Raw genomic sequence first — 17,322 nt, forward strand, 5'->3', positions numbered from 1 at the left:
CCGACCATGACCTTCGAACCCACTGAAACCCTGCGCGACCCGTTCGTGCTGTACGGCGAATCGTTCGATTCGCGCCTGCTGCTGGGTACCGCGCGCTATCCGTCGCCGGCCACGCTGCAGGCGGCCGTCGAGGCGTCGCGTCCGGCGATGATCACCGTGGCGCTGCGCCGCCAGTCCGCCGTGGGCAGCGGCGACGGCCAGACGCTGGGCGGCGACACGTTCTGGCAGATGCTGCGCACGCTGGGCGTGCCGGTGCTGCCCAACACCGCCGGCTGCTTCACCGCGCAGGAAGTGATCACCACCGCGATGATGGCCCGCGAGGTCTTCGAGACCGACTGGATCAAGCTGGAACTGATCGGTGACGACTACACGCTGCAGCCGGACACGCTCAACATGCCCGCCGTGGCCGAGACGCTGGTCAGGGAAGGCTTCAAGGTGCTGCCGTACTGCACCGAGGATCTCGTGCTGTGCCGCCGCCTGCTCGACGTGGGCTGCCAGGCGCTGATGCCGTGGGCCGCGCCGATCGGCACGGGCCGGGGCGCCGTGAATCCGCATGCGATGCGCACGCTGCGCGACCGCCTGCCGGACACGCCGCTGATCGTCGATGCCGGGCTGGGCCTGCCGTCGCACGCGGCGCAGGTGCTGGAGTGGGGCTACGACGGCGTGCTGCTGAACACGGCCGTGGCGCAGTCGGCCTACCCGGTGAACATGGCGCGCGCCTTCGCGCTGGCCGTGGAGGCGGGCCGCACGGCGTATCTTGCCGGCCCGATGCCCGAGCGCGAGGTGGCGCAGGCCAGCACGCCCGTGGTGGGCATGCCGTTCTGGCACGCCGCCGGCGCGGAGGATCGCGCATGACGCGCCAGGGTGTGGCAGCAGCGCTGGACGCTGCATTGTTCGACGATCTGGTGCGCCGCTACGCGGCGATGTTCGGGCGCGACGAGGCGCCCTGGCAGGCATGGCTGCTGGCCAACGGCCCGGCGAGCCCCGGCGCCCATGACGTGCTGCTGTCCGATGGCGAGGCCGATGCCGCCGCCATCGACCGCGTGGCCGCCGCCGGCGCCGTGCTGATCGAGACCGAGCGCGAAGGCGGGCGATGGATCGACACGGTGCGCTCGCCGATGGGTACCTGGGTGCTCGACGTGCAGGCCGACGACGGCAATCCGCACTCGCCGGCCTTCGTGGCGGTGCTGTGCGCGGCGCTGTCGCTGCATTTCCCGGCGCACGACGCGCTGTGCATCGCCCGCGCGTGGCAGCCGGGCAGCACGGCATGGCCGGGCGCGTTCGCGCGCTTCCCGCGCGTGCGCCACGCCGCGCTGGCCTCGCCCGACGCGCCGGTCCGGCCGTTCGCGCCGTGCCCGGACCTGGGCCTCTACGTGGTGCTGCCGAGCGCCGACTGGATCGAACGGCTGGTGCCGCTGGCCGTGCCAACCGTGCAGCTGCGCTTCAAGTCCGACGACCCGGCCGCCATCCAGGCCGAGATCGCCCGTGCGGCCAGTGCCGCCCGGGGCAGCCAGAGCCGGCTGTTCATCAACGACCACTGGCGCGTGGCGATCGACCATCACGCGGCCTGCGGCGGCGACAGCGGCATCTACGGCATCCACCTCGGCCAGGAAGACCTCGACGAGGCCGATCTGGACGCGATCCGCGCCTCGGGCCTGCGCCTCGGCGTCTCGACCCACGGCTACGCCGAGATGCTGCGCGTGGCCGCCATCGGCCCGAGCTACCTGGCGCTAGGCGCCATCTTCCCGACCACGACCAAGGTCATGCCGACCCAGCCGCAAGGCATGGGCCGCTTCCAGTCCTACGTGGCGCTGATGAAACCGGTGATCCCGTCGCTGGTGGGCATCGGCGGCGTCAACGCCGGCAACATGCGCGAAGTGCTGGCGGTGGGCGTGGGCAGCGCCGCGGTGGTCAGGGCCGTCACCGAGGCAGACGACGTGGCGGCGGCGGTGGCGGGGTTGAAGGGGCTTTTTGAGTAAATTGCGATGTCGTGAGACGTTTGAGCCAGAAAGGTAGTGGTTTCTTGCTCAAACGTCTCATCCCTGCTGTTCTTCTCCCCTCTCCCGCGAGGCGGGAGGGGAGCGAACCGCCGCCCGGCCCACACATTGGGCGCTAACCGGCCACCGCGCTTCCGGCTCCCGCCGAATCCGCATATCCTCTCCCTCCAGTCACCAGAGGAATGAGGTTCCGCCATACGGAACCCTGCAGAGAGGAAACAGCAGTGAACGAGATCATCCCCGCCGCGCCGGGCACGCCGGAAAAACCCTATTTCGGTATCAACATTCCGCTGATGCGGCTGCTCGGCCTGCAGCCGGAGCACATGGAGGACGGGCTGTGCCGCACGCGGCTGCCGGCCAGCCCCGATGTGGTGAACAGCCGGGGCGATGTGCACGGCGGCACGCTGATGGCGGTGCTGGACTTCACGCTGAGCGGCGCCGCGCGTTCGCATGCGCCGCTGGACGTGGGCGTGATCACGATCGACATGTCCACCCACTTCCTCGCGGCGGCGCGTGGCGAACTGACGTTCGAGTCGCGCTGCATCCGCCGGGGCAACAAGATCGCCTTCTGCGAGGGCGAGGCCCGCGACGCCTCGGGCACCGTGTGCTGCGTGGCGCGGGCGTCGTTCAAGCTCGTGCAGCTGGCGGGCGGGAACTAGGCGGCGGGGTCTGCCGCAGGCCGGTAGACGGCCTCGAACCGTGCGCGCTCGGTGATGCCGTAGTCGCCGGGGCCGTACTGCATCAGCCAGTCGCCGGGCTTGCCGGTCAGCACGTCGCCGCCAGCCGAGCGCTCGATGGCGAACGCCTGCGCCATCTCCCTGACCAACACCGGCACGGGCCGGTTGCGATACACGCCCGGTGCCACCGGCAGGTAGCGCGCGTCGAAGCGCTCGCGTGACACCACCCAGCGGTCGCCCGTGGCGCCGGTCACAATGGCGTCGCCCGCCGCATACCGGTTCGGCCCCTCGCGGCTGGCCAGTTCGCCCGGTTCCGCGGCGAACGTCACCTGCACCGTTTCATCCTTCACATACCAGCGCGCGGCCGGGTCGGTGCGCAGGTCGATGTGCTTCAGCGTCTCCATGGCGCCTCAGCCCAGCACGCGCGGCGCGAAGCCGTGGTTGAGCGGGCCGTTGCCGGCGCCCAGGCGCAGGCGTGCACCGGCGGCGATGGCCTGGGCGACGAAATCGAGCGCGGTGCTGACCGCATCGGGCAGGGCCTCGCCGCGCGCCAGTTGGGCCGCGATGGCGGCGGCCAGCGTGCAGCCGGTGCCGTGCAGGTTTGGTGTATCGAGCCGCGGATGGGTGTACACGCGCACCGTGCCGTCGGCCAGCATCAGCAGGTCGTCCAGGCCGGTGGCGCCGGGACCGTCGTCCTCCAGGTGGCCGCCCTTGAGCAGCACGGCCTGGCAGCCCATCGCCAGCAGGTCGGCGGCGGCGGTTTCCATCTCGGCACGCCGCGCGATGCGCCGGCCCAGCAGGTAGGACGCCTCGGGCAGGTTCGGCGTGACCAGGATCGCTCGCGGGAACAGCAGCCGGACCATGGCCTGGCTCGTGGCGTCGTCGGACAGCGTGGCGCCGGACGTCGAGATCATGACCGGGTCGACCACCAGGCGGCGGATGCCGTGCCGGTCCACCGCGCCCGCCACGGCCTCGACGATGGCGGCGGTGCCGAGCATGCCGGTCTTGGCCGCGTCCACGCCGATGTCGCCGGCCACGGCGTCGATCTGCGCGCCCACCATGTCGGCCGGGATCGCATGGACACCCGTGACGCCGAGCGTGTTCTGGGCCGTGATGGCCGTGATCGCGCTCATGCCGAAGCAGCCGAGCGCGGCAAAAGTCTTGAGGTCAGCCTGGATGCCGGCGCCGCCGCCGGAGTCGGAGCCGGCAATGGTCAGGGTGCGGGGTGGCGTGGAATGCATGGGCGAGGCGGGATGGTTTCGGTGGAATTGGCTGGAAATATTCTGGCAATTCGCGCCGCAGGGCGCGGACAGGCACGCTACAATACCGCCACTCGTGCGACACGCACTCTCGTGTCCGGGTAGCTCCAACGTAAGGAGCATCGACCTTTGTTGGGACAAGGTGGCGGCCTCGGCTGGCACCGTCCAATCCCAACCATTTCTTGCTTAGACAAGCCGAGCCGCAAGGTGAGGTAAGTCGATACTGGTGCAATGCCTGCCGGATTTTCGGTAGGGATTGTAGCTTTCTTTTGCTGGTCAACAGCCAGCCATTGCCCAAGGCGGGGACGCTCGCCTTTGGGCGAATTCGCCTTGACACCTTCCCAGCGGGAAGGCGTCTGCGCTCGTCTCTGTTGCATAACAGCCACACGATTTAAACCGATCCATCGGGTCGGCATCGCGTCTTGGACCGACTGCAGCCACTGCGCTCGCACGTCGGTAAGCGCTCGCCTTTACGGGAGCACATAAGTAAGGACTGAGGCCCGGAGCGTAAAGCTCTACGCGTTATGGTTCGGTCGAGCACGCCCGCGAGGGCGCCTTGATAGAGAACCCGCTATGCGACTAGCGGTAGCCTAGGGGGACATGCGTCACTGGTAACGGTGGGGTGTGAAGCTTCCCTGACAATGTAGCCCCCGTAAGGGTGCCAATGGATCGTGAGATCCGTAGGCAGCAAACCGAAGCAGCATCGGTTGAGGAGCTAGGCTGGCTGGTATGGGCAACACATGTGAACTGCTGATAAACGTCGTGAGTATTACGGTGCCAAAGCTGATGATAGGCACCAACCAAAAGGTACGTGGCTGGATACTCCGTTGAGTGGTCGGAGTACGTCGTCGTTAAGCCACCGGCGAAGAGGCAGGCCCTAACCCAGTCGTGTAACGCGTGGGGAACGTGGTAAGCCCGTATGGCTGCCCGAGTGCAGTTTGGCTCAGGCAGGCGAACCGCAAGGAACGCTGTCGGCTGTGCGGGTATGGGAGGTTGGAAAAAGCGAATGCCGGGTTGTAATGATCCGGATAGGGATTGAAACATCATCCCACGCGAAAGCGGGCAGACTTCCAACTGGTCTACTCGTCGCAAGACGACTGACTGAACTCGCTTGTTTAACTTTTCTTCCCTTGTGGGACAGCCTGTCCCACAAGGGGCATGTTGTCTCTCGATGTTGGGGAAGATCCTCAAGATAGGAGGGCAGCATGGAAGCATTGATCCGCGAGGATGAATCTGCGCCTTCCGGCGTACCGCAAAAATGGGGCGACATCGATTGGCGCCGCATAGAGCGGAACGTTCGAGTAATGCAGATTCGAATTGCGAAGGCAACACAGGAAAAGGATTGGCGCCGGGTGAAAGCCCTGCAAAGGTCCTTGACCCGCTCGTTCTCCGCCAAGGCATCGGCGGTACGGCGAGTGACGATGAACCAAGGTGCGCGGACGGCGGGAGTCGATCGCGTAACGTGGGAAACGCCTGAAGTCCGGTGGGAAGCCATCGGGCAGTTGAAGCGCCGGGGGTACAGGCCACTGCCATTACGGAGGGTCTACATTCCCAAAGCCAACGGTAAGAAGCGCCCCCTGGGCATTCCGACCATGTTGGACCGAGCCATGCAAGCGTTGTATCTGCTGGCGCTGGAACCGGTGTCCGAAGGAACGAGCGATCCGAACTCGTATGGGTTCCGTATCAATCGGTCTACTGCGGATGCCATGAGCCAGCTATTCGCCTCCCTATCCCAGAAGGTTTCGGCCCAGTGGGTGCTGGAGGCGGATATCAAGGGGTGCTTTGACCATATCAGTCACGACTGGTTGGAGCGCAATGTCCCAATGGACAAAGCCATCCTTAGGAAATGGCTGAAAGCTGGCGTGATATTTCAAGGCCAGTTTCAGGCGACCGACGCCGGAACACCACAGGGGGGCATCATTTCCCCGACTCTGGCAAATGTGGCGCTGAACGGGTTGGAACAGCAACTGACCACCGCCCTCAAGGCGAAATTAGGGGCCCACAACCTGCGAAGGCACAAGGTAAATGTTGTGCGCTATGCGGACGACTTCGTGATCACCGGTAACACACCGGAGGTCTTAGAAAGCGAAGTGAAGCCGTGGGTGGAGCAGTTCCTCGCTGTCAGGGGGCTGACACTATCGACGGAGAAAACGCGGATCGTCAATATCGCCGAAGGCTTTGATTTCCTTGGGTGGAATTTCCGGAAGTACTCGGGGAAACTGCTCATCAAGCCGAGCAAGAAAAACGCGCAAGCGTTTTACCGCAAGGTCAAAGGAGTCATCAGTGCCAAGAAGGGGAGAAAGCAAGAAGATCTGATCCGACTGCTGAACCCGATGCTAAGGGGCTGGGCGCAATATCACAGTCCAGTGGTAGCGAAGGCAATGTTCACCAGAATGGAGCGCATGGTTTTTCAGGCTCTGTGGCGGTGGGCAAAGCGGCGACATCGAGGTAAGAACGCTGACTGGGTGCGCAAGCGGTATTTCGTAACCATCGGCAATCGGAACTGGGTGTTTGGTACCACAACCGTGGATAAGAAGGGCAATCCCTTCTGGTTGGAGTTATACCCGCTCGCGGGCACGCCGATCAGGAGGCACGCGAAGGTCAAGTGGGAATACAATCCTTTTGATCCGGCCTGGGAAATGTATGGCGAGAAGTTGCGACAGGAGCGCATGCTGCAAAGCATGTCGCACCGCAAGCAGTGGATCAAGCTGTATACGTCCCAGCGTGGTTTATGTGCGCTGTGTCAGTGCAAGATGACCAAGGAGACGGGGTGGGATGATCACCACATCGTGCCGCGCGTTCTCGGCGGCTCCGACGCTCTAGGAAATCGAGTGCTGGTGCATCCGGGTTGTCATGTTCAAGTTCATCACCACGGCAGAACCGTTGTGAAGCCGGTGTTCGGTTTATTCGACCACTTTGTTGAGGCTTGAGCCGTATGCGGGGAAACCCGCACGTACGGTTCTTAGGGGGGAGCGTCACCAGGAATGGTATGCTCCTACCCTCCCGAGGAGCGTTGCAACGGATGGCCCCGCCGTCCGCCAGGCTCGGAATGTCTCAACGGCGCTCGCTGTTCCGTGGTTTGCACGGGACGCGAGTCGACCTGCCTGCCCGCCATGCACGCGCCTGCCGCGTGTGGCGCGGTCGTTACGGCCCATAACTCCCGTCCCCGCATCCCCGCCACATCGACCGGAGTGACTCATGAACGCTGTAACCGAACTCAAGCAAGACTACCTCGTGGCCGACATCGGCCTGGCCGGCTGGGGCCGCAAGGAAATTGCCATCGCCGAGACCGAAATGCCGGGTCTGATGGCCATTCGTGACGAATTCGCCGCTGCGCAGCCGCTCAAGGGTGCCCGCATCGCCGGTTCGCTGCACATGACGATCCAGACCGCCGTGCTGATCGAGACGCTCAAGGCGCTGGGCGCCGACGTGCGCTGGGCCTCGTGCAACATCTATTCGACGCAGGACCACGCCGCCGCGGCCATCGCCGCCACGGGCACGCCGGTCTTCGCGTTCAAGGGCGAGACGCTCAAGGAATACTGGGACTACACCCACCGCATCTTCGAGTGGGCCGACGGCGGCACCCCGAACATGATCCTGGACGATGGCGGCGACGCCACGCTGCTGCTGCACCTGGGCGCGCGCGCCGAGAAGGACGCCTCGGTCATCGCCAAGCCGACCAGCGAGGAAGAAACCTTCCTGTTCGCCGCGATCAAGGACAAGCTGGCCAAGGACGCCACCTGGTACAGCCGCAACCTCGACGCCATCCGTGGCGTGACCGAGGAAACCACCACGGGCGTGCACCGCCTGTACCAGATGGCCCAGCGCGGCGAACTGCGCTTCCCGGCCATCAACGTGAACGATTCGGTCACCAAGAGCAAGTTCGACAACCTGTACGGCTGCCGCGAATCGCTGGCGGACGGCATCAAGCGCGCCACCGACGTGATGATCGCCGGCAAGGTCGCCATCGTGGCCGGCTACGGCGACGTGGGCAAGGGCAGCGCCCAGGCCCTGCGCGCGCTGTCGGCCCAGGTCTGGGTCACGGAAATCGACCCGATCTGCGCGCTGCAGGCCGCCATGGAAGGCTACCGCGTGGTGACGATGGACTACGCCGCCGAGCACGGCGACATCTTCGTGACCTGCACGGGCAACTACCACGTGATCACGCACGACCACATGGCCAAGATGAAGGACCAGGCCATCGTCTGCAACATCGGCCACTTCGACAACGAGATCGACATCGCCTCGATCGAGAAGTACCAGTGGGACGAGATCAAGCCGCAGGTTGACCACGTGATCTTCCCGGACGGCAAGAAGCTGATCATCCTGGCCAAGGGCCGCCTGGTGAACCTGGGCTGCGCCACGGGCCACCCGTCGTACGTGATGAGCAGCTCGTTCGCCAACCAGACGATCGCCCAGATCGAACTGTGGGCCGAGCGTGACAGCGGCAAGTACCCGGTGGGCGTCTACGTGCTGCCCAAGCACCTGGACGAGAAGGTGGCGCGCCTGCAGCTCAAGAAGCTGAACGCCCAGCTGACCGAACTGACCGAGCAGCAGGCCGCCTACATTGGCGTGTCGAAGCAGGGTCCGTACAAGGCCGACCACTACCGCTACTGATCGGCCCTCCCGCTTCCCCGGGCAGTTCTTCGCCCCTCTCCCGCTGCGCGGGAGAGGGGCCGGGGGAGAGGGCAGGCGCTGACCGCGCGATACCGCCCCGCACTGCGCACCGTTCCATCCGAACCAAGAAAAAGGAGTCGCAATGAGACTGTTGGCTGTCTGGATCATCAACGCCGCCTCGCTGTTCCTGGTGAGCTACCTGCTCAGCGGTATCGAACTCGGCGGCTTCGGCTCGGCCATGGTTGCCGCGCTGGTGCTGGGGCTGGTCAACACGCTGATCCGGCCGATCCTGGTCATCCTGACGCTGCCGGTGACGCTGGTGACGCTGGGACTGTTCATCTTCGTCATCAACGCGCTGCTGTTCCTGTTTGTCGGCAACCTGCTGCAGGGGTTTGTCGTGAGCGGTTTCGGCGCGGCGCTGCTCGGCTCGATCCTCTACAGCGTGATCTCGACGATCCTGGCCAGCGTGCTGCTGGGCGACCGCGACTGAGACGCCAGCGAATTCCAAAGGACGCCGCCCCCGGCGTGCCAACCATGACTGACCGCTACTTCAGCTTCGAATTCTTCCCGCCCAAGACGGCGGAGGGCGCGGAAAAGCTCCGCAACACGCGCGCCCAGCTGGCGCCGCTGCAGCCCAAGTACATCTCGGTGACGTTCGGTGCCGGCGGTACCACGCAGCAGGGCACGCTCGACGCGGTGCTGGAAATCCAGCGCGAGGGCATCGAGGCCGCGCCGCACCTGTCGTGCGTGGGCTCCACGCGCGAGAACATCCGCGAGATCCTGAGCGCCTATCGCGCCGGCGGCATCCGCCATATCGTGGCGCTGCGCGGCGACATGCCGTCCGGCATGGGCGAGATTGGCGAGTTCCGCTACGCCAACGAACTGGTGGAATTCATCCGCGCCGAGACCGGCGACTGGTTCCACATCGAGGTGGCGGCCTATCCCGAGTACCACCCCCAGTCGCGCTCGCCGCGCCACGACCTGGAGAACTTCGCGCGCAAGGTCAAGGCCGGCGCGGATTCCGCGATCACGCAGTATTTCTTCAATGCCGACGCCTACTTCCGCTTCGTGGACGAGGCGCGCGCGACGGGCGTGGAAATTCCGATCGTGCCCGGCATCATGCCGATCACGAACTACTCCCAGCTGATGCGCTTCTCGGAAATGTGCGGTGCCGAAGTGCCGCGCTGGGTGGCGAAGAAGCTGGAATCGTTCGGCGACGACCGCGAATCGATCCGCGCCTTCGGCCTGGACGTGGTGACCGCGCTCTGCGAACGCCTGCTGGCCGCCGGCGTGCCCGGGCTGCACTTCTACACGCTGAACACGGCGGCCGCCACCAAGGCGATCTGGCAGCGGCTGAAGCTCTGATCATTGTCACTGACGTGCTCCCCTCTCCCGCTCGCGAGAGGGGAGCAAGCCCGTCAGCCGGCTAGAACACCCCCGCCTCCGTCACCATCCATTCCATCGGCAGGTCATGCGGTTCCGCGACCAGCGGCACCCTGCAGGCTTCGTAGCCGATGCCAATCGCCACCGGCGTCGTGCCGGCCCCGGCCAGTGCCGCCAGCGTGCGGTCGTAGAACCCCCCGCCGTAGCCAAGCCGGAACTTATCGGCGCTGAAACCGACACAGGGTATGAGCAGCGCGTCGGGCATCACGGCCCCGGTGCCATCTGGCACCGGAATGCCGTAATGGCCGGCGCGCATTGTCGTGTCTGGCGTCCATGCATGGAAGTCGAGCGGCGCGCCGGGCCGGCTGACCACCGGTAGCGCGGCCACGCGGCCCGGCATCGCGGCCAGCCAGCGAGCCACCACGGCGCGTGCGTCGAACTCTTCCTGGATGGGCCAGTAGAAGCCAACCTGCCGCACGCCGAGCCGTTCGAGCAGCGGCGCGAGCGCGGTTCCGATACGCGCATCGGCGCCGGCGCGGTCCGGCAATGCGGCGCGCAGGCCGAGCAGGCGGCGGCGCATGGCGCGGCGGTCTTCGGCGGCGTCGAATTGGCGGTCGTCCGGGCCTTTGTCCGGTGCTTGGATGGGTGGCATGGCGTGCAATAATGGCCGGCGATCAGACAGATTCTGTCAAACGAATATTCGCGTGGCTGCCCGCGTATGGGCAGGCACGACCACATAAGGGATAGCAAGAATGCCGAAGGGAGTATATCTGCGCCGCGCAGGCCGCATCGCATGGCTGGCGTTCGCGGGCGCCATGCTGGCCACGCCGGCCTTCGCCCAGAAGAAGCCAGCACCGCAGGCGCGGTCCGCGCCCCAGCAGCCGGCTGCACAGACCATTCCGTCCAACCCGGACGATGCCTTCGTGGCGCTGCGCGAGGCCGCCCGCAAGAACGATGCGGATCGCGCCGCGGCGATCTCTGCCACGCTGGTCGACTATCCGATCCCGTCGTACGTCGAGTATTTCCGCATCAAGCCGCAGATGTTCGACAGCAGCGGCCAGGCGCGCATCGACACGCCCGACGCCGAAGTGGCCGCGTTCCTGCAACGCTACCAGGGCGAGGCGATTGCCGACCGCATGCGCAACGACTGGCTGCTGGTGCTTGGCAAGAAGCGCGACTGGGCCAACTTCGACATCCAGTATCCGCAGTTCGTGCTCAAGGACGACACGCAGGTGGAGTGCTACGCGCTGCTGTCGAAGGCGCTCAAGGGCCAGAACGTGGCCGCCGAGGCGCGCACGTTGCTGGTGGACCCGCGCTACTTCGGCGAAGGCTGCGTCGACCTGATTGGCTACCTGGCCCAGGCGCAGCAGATCCAGCGCAGCGATGTGGCGTTTTATGCACGCCAGGCGCTCGAACAGAACTACACGACGCTGGCCGCGAAGATCGCCGCCACGCTGCCCGATGTGCGCGTGGACAGCGACGCGCTGGCCACCGTCGTCAAGATGGCGCGCAATGACCCCGCCCAGGCCGCCGCATACCTGAGCACGGTGCTCGGCAACCTCTCGCGCGACGAGCAGGGCGCGGCGTGGGGTGTGATCGGCCAGTACGCGGCCAAGAAGCTGATGCCCGAGGCAGCCGGCTACTATCGCCGCCAGCTCGACATGGGCGGCAACCAGTGGCTGTCCGACGAGACGCAGGAGTGGCGCGTGCGCGCCGCGCTGCGCCAGGGCGACTGGAAGCAGGTGCGGCAGTCGATCGAACTGATGCGCCCCGAACTGCGGGCCAAGGACCCGGCCTGGACGTACTGGTACGGCCGCGCGCTGAAGGCTGATGGCCGCACCAGCGACGCCGAGCAGCAGTTCCAGTCGATCGCCGGCCAGTTCAATTTCTACGGCCAGCTCGCCAGCGAGGAACTGGGCCGCCGCATCACGGTACCGCAGCGCACCGCCGTCAGCGACGCCGAGGCGATGGCGATGCGCACGCGGCCGGGCCTTGTCCGTGCGCAGAAGTTCTACAGCCTGAATCTGCGTTTCGAGGGCAACCGCGAGTGGAACTGGGAGCTGCGCGGCATGAACGACCGCGAGCTGCTGGCCGCCGCCGAGTACGCACGCAAGATCTCGCTGCTCGACCGCACGGTCAACACGTCGGACCGCACCAAGGCCGAGCATGATTTCGCGCAGCGCTTCCCGATGCCGTACCAGGACATCATGCAGCGGAACACCGAGGCGGTGGGGCTGGACATGGCCTGGGCCTACGGCCTGATCCGCCAGGAATCGCGTTTCATCATGGACGCGCGCTCGTCGGCCGGCGCCCACGGCTTGATGCAGGTCATGCCGGCCACGGCCCGCTATGTGGCGAAGAAGATCGGCATGACGGACTTCTCGCCGACGATGATGAGCGACCCCAACATCAACATCTTGCTCGGTACAAATTACATGAGCATGGTGCTGACGGACCTCGACAGTTCATGGACGCTGGCCTCGGCGGGCTACAACGCCGGCCCGGGACGCCCGAAGAACTGGCGGTCGAGCCTGGCGCGGCCCGTGGAAGGCGCGATCTTTGCAGAGACGATCCCGTTTACGGAAACGCGCGTCTACGTCAAGAATGTGCTTTCCAACGCCACGTACTATTCTGCATTGATGAGCGGCCGTCCCCAGTCCCTGAAGGACCGGCTCGGGGTGGTCGCGCCGTCCACCGTCACGACGACCAGCCTGCCCTGAAACGTCGGTGCCCCGGCACGGGGCAGGGCTGCGTGACGCGGACGGGCGCATCGATGCGCGCGTACGGAGATCTCAATGCGTAGATCGTGCCGCGTCCGCCTTCACGGGCGGCGCGGTGTGGTCGTCACGGAGCCCAGCATGCGAACCAGCAACGTCCTGATCATCGGTGGCGCCGGCTTTATCGGCAGCCACCTCGTCTCCCGCCTGGCCGGCGCGGCGTCCGCGTCCGGCGCGCCGCTCGATCCGGCAGCCAATCCCGATAGTCCCATCGCCCCCGACCGCATCGTGGTCGGCGCGCGCAGCCTGGAACACGCGCAGCACCTGTTGCTGTTGCCGCGCGTGGAAGTGGTGGAACTCGGGCTGGCCGACTCGGCCGTGCTCGATGACGCCATCGGCTCGCTCGGCATGGACGGCATCGTCGTCAACCTCGTGGGCGTGCTGCACGGCGACCGTGGCGATCCGTACGGCCCCCAGTTCGCCGCCGCGCATGTGGACCTGCCGCGCCAGTTGGTCGATGCCTGCCAGCGCACCGGGGTCCGCCGGCTGATCCACATGAGCGCGCTCGGCGCCGACCCGGCCGGCCCGTCGATGTACCTGCGCAGCAAGGGCGAGGGCGAACGGCTGGTCCGCGAAAGCGGGCTGGACTGGACCATCTTCCGGCCCTCGGTGGTGTTCGGTCCCGACGATCACTTCCTGAACCTGTTCGCCCAGTTGCAGCAGATGGCGCCGGTGGTGCCGCTGGCCTGCGCGCACGCGCGCTTCCAGCCGGTGTTCGTGCTCGACGTGGTGCAGGCGTTTGCCAATGCGATGGCGAATCCGGCGACCATCGGCCAGGCCTACGAACTGGGCGGGCCGCAGGTCTACACGCTGGAGGAGCTGGTGCGGTTTGCCGGCCGCGCGTCGGGGCATCCGCGCCCGGTGATTGCGCTGCCCGACGCGCTGGCGCGCATGCAGGCGGCGGTGCTCGAACACATGCCGGGCGGCACGGTGCTGTCGCGCGACAACTTCGACTCGATGCGGCTCGACAACGTGCTGGCCCAGCCGATGGCGCCCGAACTCGGGGTCCATCCGGTGAGCCTGGAGGCGGTGATGACCGACGTGCTGGCGGGCCGCAACCGCGATACGGCGCTGCAGGAGATGCGCGGCAGCGTGCATCGCTAGGGCCGGGCGCCGGTTCGATGTGACTGGCGCTCACAGGTTTGCGAAAGCAATTCGTTTGGAGCGGCGCGGGCCGGGTCGATAGAATGTCCGGTCCATGGCGCGCGGCACATGCGGCGCGCCAGCCCCGTTTATCGATCTCCGCCCCCAAGGATTCTGCGATGAAGCTCGTCATCGGCAACAAGAACTACTCCTCCTGGTCGCTGCGTCCGTGGCTGCTGCTGCGCCACGCCGGCATCGCGTTCGAGGAAATCCCGCTGCGCCTGTTCACCAGGGCGTTCGAAGCCGAGATCGCGCAGTATTCGCCGGCCGGCAAGGTGCCGGCGCTGATCGATGGCGACGTGACGGTCTGGGATTCGCTCTCGATCTCCGAATACGTGGCCGAGCGGTTCCCTGACAAGCAGCTCTGGCCGGCCGACCCGGCTGCGCGCGCCGTGGCACGTTCGATCTGCGCGGAGATGCATTCGGGCTTCGGCAACGTGCGCAGCCAGATGCCGATGAATATCACGGCGGTGCTGCCGGGCATCGGCTGGAACGTTGCCGTGCAGCGCGATATCGACCGCGTCGCATCGATCTGGACCGGCCTGCGCACCCGGTACGGTGCCGACGGCCCGTTCCTGTTCGGCACGTTCTCGATTGCCGACGCGTTCTACGCGCCCGTGGTCAGCCGCTTCGCCACCTACGGCGTGCACCTGCCCGAAGCCGCCAAGACCTATGCCGACTTCATCCTGACCCTGCCCGCCATGCAGGAGTGGGTGGCGGCGGCCCGCGAGGAACGCGATTTCGTGGTGGCCGACGAGCCGTACCGGCTGCAGCCGGACCGCGCGGACGCCATCATCGTGACAGGATAAGCATGCAGGTATATGTCGTCGGCGGAGCCATCCGCGACCAGTTGCTCGGGCTGCCGAGCCAGGACCGCGACTACGTGGTGGTGGGCGCCACGCCGGCGGAGATGGAAGCCGCCGGCTACAAGCCGGTGGGCAAGGATTTTCCGGTCTTCCTGCATCCGCGGACCAAGGCCGAGTACGCGCTGGCCCGCACCGAGCGCAAGACGGCGGTGGGCTACAAGGGGTTTGCGTTCTACACCGGCCCGGAGGTCACGCTCGAAGATGACCTCGTGCGGCGCGACCTGACGGTCAACGCCATGGCGCGGGCCGTGGACGCGGACGGCAATTTCACGGGGCCGATCGTCGATCCCTACGGCGGCCAGCAGGATCTGGCGGCGCGCCGGTTCCGCCATGTCTCCGACGCGTTCGCCGAAGACCCGGTGCGGATCCTGCGCGCCGCGCGGTTTGCGGCGCGCTTCCACGACTTCACGGTGGCGCCGGAGACCGTGGCGCTGATGCGCCGGATGGTGGAGCTGGGCGAGGTCGACGCGCTGGTGCCCGAGCGCGTCTGGCAGGAACTGGCCCGGGGCCTGATGGAGGCGCGGCCGTCCCGCATGTTCGGCGTGCTGCGCGAATGCGGCGCGCTGGCGCGCCTGATGCCCGAGCTCGACCGTCTGTGGGGCGTGCCGCAGCGTGCCGACTACCACCCGGAAGTCGACACCGGCGTGCACGTGATGATGGTGGTGGACCACGCCGCTGGCGTGGGCGCCTCGCTGCCGGTGCGCTTTGCCGCGCTGACCCATGATCTCGGCAAGGGCACCACGCCCGAGGACGTGCTGCCGCGCCATATCGGCCACGAGCAGCGCAGCGTCCGGCTGCTCGAAGCGGTCTGCCAGCGGCTGCGCGTGCCCAACGACTGCCGCGAACTGGCCGTGCTGGTGGCGCGCGAACACGGCAACATCCATCGGTCCACCGAGTTCGGCGCCGCGGCGCTGACCCGGCTCGTGGAACGCTGCGACGCGCTGCGCAAGCCCGGCCGCTTCGCCGAGGCGCTCCAGGCTTGCGAGGCCGACGCCCGCGGCAGGCTCGGCTTCGAGGATCGGGCCTATCCGCAGACGGAACGGCTGATGGCGGCGCGCGACGCGGCGGCCTCGGTGGACGCCGGCGCCATTGCGAAGCAATGCGGCGACCGCGTGGACCAGATCAAGGACCGGGTACACAAGGCACGGGTGAGGGCGGTGGCGGAGCGGCTGGGGGTGCCGGAATAACTGGCGGCTGACTCCCCTACAACAACTTCCCGATCACCAGCGCCACCAGCGACAGCAGGATCGTCGACGCGAACGGCAGTACGAACTCCCTGCCGAACAACCGGAACCGCAGGTCGCCCGGCAGCCGGCCGAGGCCGATTTTCTGCAGCCACGGCAGCGAGGCCGACAGCACGATCACGCAGAGGAAGATGGTGAAAGTCCAGCGCAGCATGGCGTGATCCCGGTCAGAGCGCGAAGCTGCGGTCGCCGCGCGCAAAGCCGGCCAGAGGCAGCGCCTCGTCCAGGCCGCGCGTCAGGGCGATCACCTTGAACAGCTCGCCCATTTCGGCTTCCGACAGCAGCTTCTGCACCGCGTTGGCCTGCGGCAGGAAGGCGCGGGCGTCGGACGGATCGAGCGACATCATCAGGTCGGTAATCCCGGCATTCATCAGGAAGCGCGCCTGCGAGGCAAAGCCGGACACGGCGAGGCCGGCGTCGACGGCCGCCTCGGCGAGGCCGCTGAAGTTCACGTGGGCGGTGATGTCCTGCAGCCCGGGATACAGGAACGGGTCGGGGTGGGCGTGATGGCGGTAGTGGCACATCAGCGTGCCGCCCACGCGCTGCGGGTGGTAATACTCGCTCGACGGAAAGCCGTAGTCGATGAAGAACGCGGCGCCGCGCGCCAGCATGGCGCCCACGGCCCGCACGAAGCCCTCGGCCTCGGCGTGGGTCTCTGTGACCACGTCGTGGTTGCCCGGTACGGCCTGGAGCGCGGCGGGAATTGCCGCGGGGTCCAGCGGCCGGTCTTCATAGGCAAAGCCGTCGCCGTCGCGCGCCACGCCGCGCTCGTGCCACTGGCCGCCAGCGCGGGCGAACAGGCGTACCGGCATGGCGTCGAGCACCTCGTTGCCGACCACCACGCCTTCGAAACGCTCCGGCAGCGTGTCGAGCCAGGTCACGCGGTCCGACAGGTGCGGGGCGCGCTCGGCAAGCGTCTGTTGCTGGCGCACGCGCAGCTCGCCAGACAGTTCGACGATCCGATACGCGTCGGGCAGCGCGCCCTCGGCTTCGAGCGCCAGCAGCAGATCGGCTGCCAGCCGGCCCGTGCCCGCGCCAAATTCCATGACTTCGCGCAAATCCGTGCCGAGCAGCGGGGCGAACTGGCGCGCCAGCGTGCGGGCGAAGAACGGGGTCAGTTCGGGGGCGGTGATGAAGTCGCTGCCGTCGCCGGCGTCGCGGCCGAACTTGGCGGCGCCGCCGCTGTAGTAGCCCAGGCGCGGGGCATAGAGCGCCAGCGACATGTAGCGGTCGAAGCCGATCCAGCCCCCGGAGGCGGCGATGGCGTCGGCAATGGCCGTGGAAAGGGCGGCGGAGGCGCCAAGCGCGTCGGCGGAGGGAAGGGGTAGACTAGCGACTTTCTGCATACCGCGAATTGTA

Annotated in this window: 16 protein-coding genes and 1 riboswitch; of the genes, 11 read left to right on the forward strand and 5 right to left on the reverse strand. The window is 66.9% G+C overall.

Annotation, left to right across the window (positions count from 1 at the left end; translation table 11 throughout):
* Positions 1 to 6 precede the first annotated feature (6 nt).
* The 3 genes from EV147_RS15390 (at position 7) to EV147_RS15400 (ending at position 2,656) form a co-directional block, all read left to right on the forward strand.
* On the forward strand, positions 7 to 855 hold the full coding sequence (locus EV147_RS15390; RefSeq protein ID WP_130392079.1) for a thiazole synthase: 849 nt from the start codon (positions 7 to 9) through the stop codon (positions 853 to 855).
* Positions 852 to 1,979: a thiamine phosphate synthase gene (locus tag EV147_RS15395; protein ID WP_130392080.1), complete on the forward strand. Its 1,128-nt coding sequence runs from the start codon at positions 852 to 854 to the stop codon at positions 1,977 to 1,979. Before EV147_RS15390 ends, EV147_RS15395 begins: the two co-directional genes overlap by 4 nt.
* A 200-nt stretch (positions 1,980 to 2,179) precedes the next feature.
* The gene (locus tag EV147_RS15400) at positions 2,180 to 2,656 is read left to right on the forward strand and encodes a PaaI family thioesterase (RefSeq protein WP_198680261.1); all 477 of its coding nucleotides are present in this window, start codon (positions 2,180 to 2,182) and stop codon (positions 2,654 to 2,656) included.
* Here the strand turns inward: EV147_RS15400 and EV147_RS15405 are convergent.
* Both EV147_RS15405 and thiD read right to left on the reverse strand, forming a co-directional pair.
* Positions 2,653 to 3,078: a PGDYG domain-containing protein gene (locus EV147_RS15405; protein ID WP_130392082.1), complete on the reverse strand. Its 426-nt coding sequence runs from the start codon at positions 3,076 to 3,078 to the stop codon at positions 2,653 to 2,655. The two genes, EV147_RS15400 and EV147_RS15405, sit on opposite strands and share 4 nt — an antisense overlap.
* Positions 3,079 to 3,084: 6 nt before the next feature.
* The gene (gene thiD / locus EV147_RS15410; RefSeq protein ID WP_130392083.1) at positions 3,085 to 3,915 is read right to left on the reverse strand and encodes a bifunctional hydroxymethylpyrimidine kinase/phosphomethylpyrimidine kinase; all 831 of its coding nucleotides are present in this window, start codon (positions 3,913 to 3,915) and stop codon (positions 3,085 to 3,087) included.
* Positions 3,916 to 5,138: 1,223 nt separating this feature from the next.
* Here thiD and ltrA point away from each other — a divergent pair.
* From ltrA to metF, 4 genes are all read left to right on the forward strand, one after another.
* On the forward strand, positions 5,139 to 6,863 hold the full coding sequence (gene ltrA, locus EV147_RS15415; protein WP_130392084.1) for a group II intron reverse transcriptase/maturase: 1,725 nt from the start codon (positions 5,139 to 5,141) through the stop codon (positions 6,861 to 6,863).
* A gap of 69 nt (positions 6,864 to 6,932) precedes the next feature.
* A riboswitch (S-adenosyl-L-homocysteine riboswitch) is annotated at positions 6,933 to 7,006 on the forward strand.
* Between the two features lie 125 nt (positions 7,007 to 7,131).
* Positions 7,132 to 8,550, forward strand: coding sequence for an adenosylhomocysteinase (ahcY, locus tag EV147_RS15420; protein ID WP_130392085.1), 1,419 nt, complete (start codon positions 7,132 to 7,134; stop codon positions 8,548 to 8,550).
* A 142-nt stretch (positions 8,551 to 8,692) separates the two neighbouring features.
* Positions 8,693 to 9,040 (forward strand): phage holin family protein, encoded by a 348-nt coding sequence (locus EV147_RS15425; RefSeq protein WP_130392086.1) that lies wholly within the window; start codon positions 8,693 to 8,695, stop codon positions 9,038 to 9,040.
* 44 nt (positions 9,041 to 9,084) lie between these two features.
* Positions 9,085 to 9,915: a methylenetetrahydrofolate reductase [NAD(P)H] gene (metF, locus tag EV147_RS15430; RefSeq protein WP_130392087.1), complete on the forward strand. Its 831-nt coding sequence runs from the start codon at positions 9,085 to 9,087 to the stop codon at positions 9,913 to 9,915.
* A 61-nt stretch (positions 9,916 to 9,976) separates the two neighbouring features.
* Here metF and EV147_RS15435 read toward each other — a convergent pair whose 3' ends face one another.
* Positions 9,977 to 10,585: a 5-formyltetrahydrofolate cyclo-ligase gene (locus EV147_RS15435; RefSeq protein ID WP_130392088.1), complete on the reverse strand. Its 609-nt coding sequence runs from the start codon at positions 10,583 to 10,585 to the stop codon at positions 9,977 to 9,979.
* Between the two features lie 100 nt (positions 10,586 to 10,685).
* Here EV147_RS15435 and EV147_RS15440 point away from each other — a divergent pair, with 100 nt between their 5' ends.
* From EV147_RS15440 to EV147_RS15455, 4 genes are all read left to right on the forward strand, one after another.
* Complete coding sequence (locus tag EV147_RS15440; RefSeq protein WP_130392089.1) at positions 10,686 to 12,653, forward strand: lytic transglycosylase domain-containing protein; 1,968 nt, start codon at positions 10,686 to 10,688, stop codon at positions 12,651 to 12,653.
* 138 nt (positions 12,654 to 12,791) lie between these two features.
* The gene (locus EV147_RS15445) at positions 12,792 to 13,814 is read left to right on the forward strand and encodes a complex I NDUFA9 subunit family protein (protein ID WP_130392090.1); all 1,023 of its coding nucleotides are present in this window, start codon (positions 12,792 to 12,794) and stop codon (positions 13,812 to 13,814) included.
* A gap of 158 nt (positions 13,815 to 13,972) precedes the next feature.
* On the forward strand, positions 13,973 to 14,662 hold the full coding sequence (locus EV147_RS15450) for a glutathione S-transferase family protein (protein WP_130392091.1): 690 nt from the start codon (positions 13,973 to 13,975) through the stop codon (positions 14,660 to 14,662).
* A gap of 2 nt (positions 14,663 to 14,664) precedes the next feature.
* Positions 14,665 to 15,906, forward strand: coding sequence for a multifunctional CCA addition/repair protein (locus EV147_RS15455; protein ID WP_130392092.1), 1,242 nt, complete (start codon positions 14,665 to 14,667; stop codon positions 15,904 to 15,906).
* A gap of 16 nt (positions 15,907 to 15,922) precedes the next feature.
* Here the strand turns inward: EV147_RS15455 and EV147_RS15460 are convergent, their stop codons facing one another.
* Entirely contained in the window at positions 15,923 to 16,117 is a 195-nt protein-coding gene (locus EV147_RS15460) for a DUF2905 domain-containing protein (protein WP_130392093.1), read from the reverse strand.
* Positions 16,118 to 16,130: 13 nt separating this feature from the next.
* A complete protein-coding gene (locus EV147_RS15465; RefSeq protein WP_130392094.1) occupies positions 16,131 to 17,309 on the reverse strand; it encodes a class I SAM-dependent methyltransferase in 1,179 nt (392 codons plus the stop codon).
* Positions 17,310 to 17,322 lie beyond the last annotated feature (13 nt).

It is taken from the genome of Cupriavidus agavae (genome assembly GCF_004217045.1).
GTDB lineage: Bacteria > Pseudomonadota > Gammaproteobacteria > Burkholderiales > Burkholderiaceae > Cupriavidus > Cupriavidus agavae.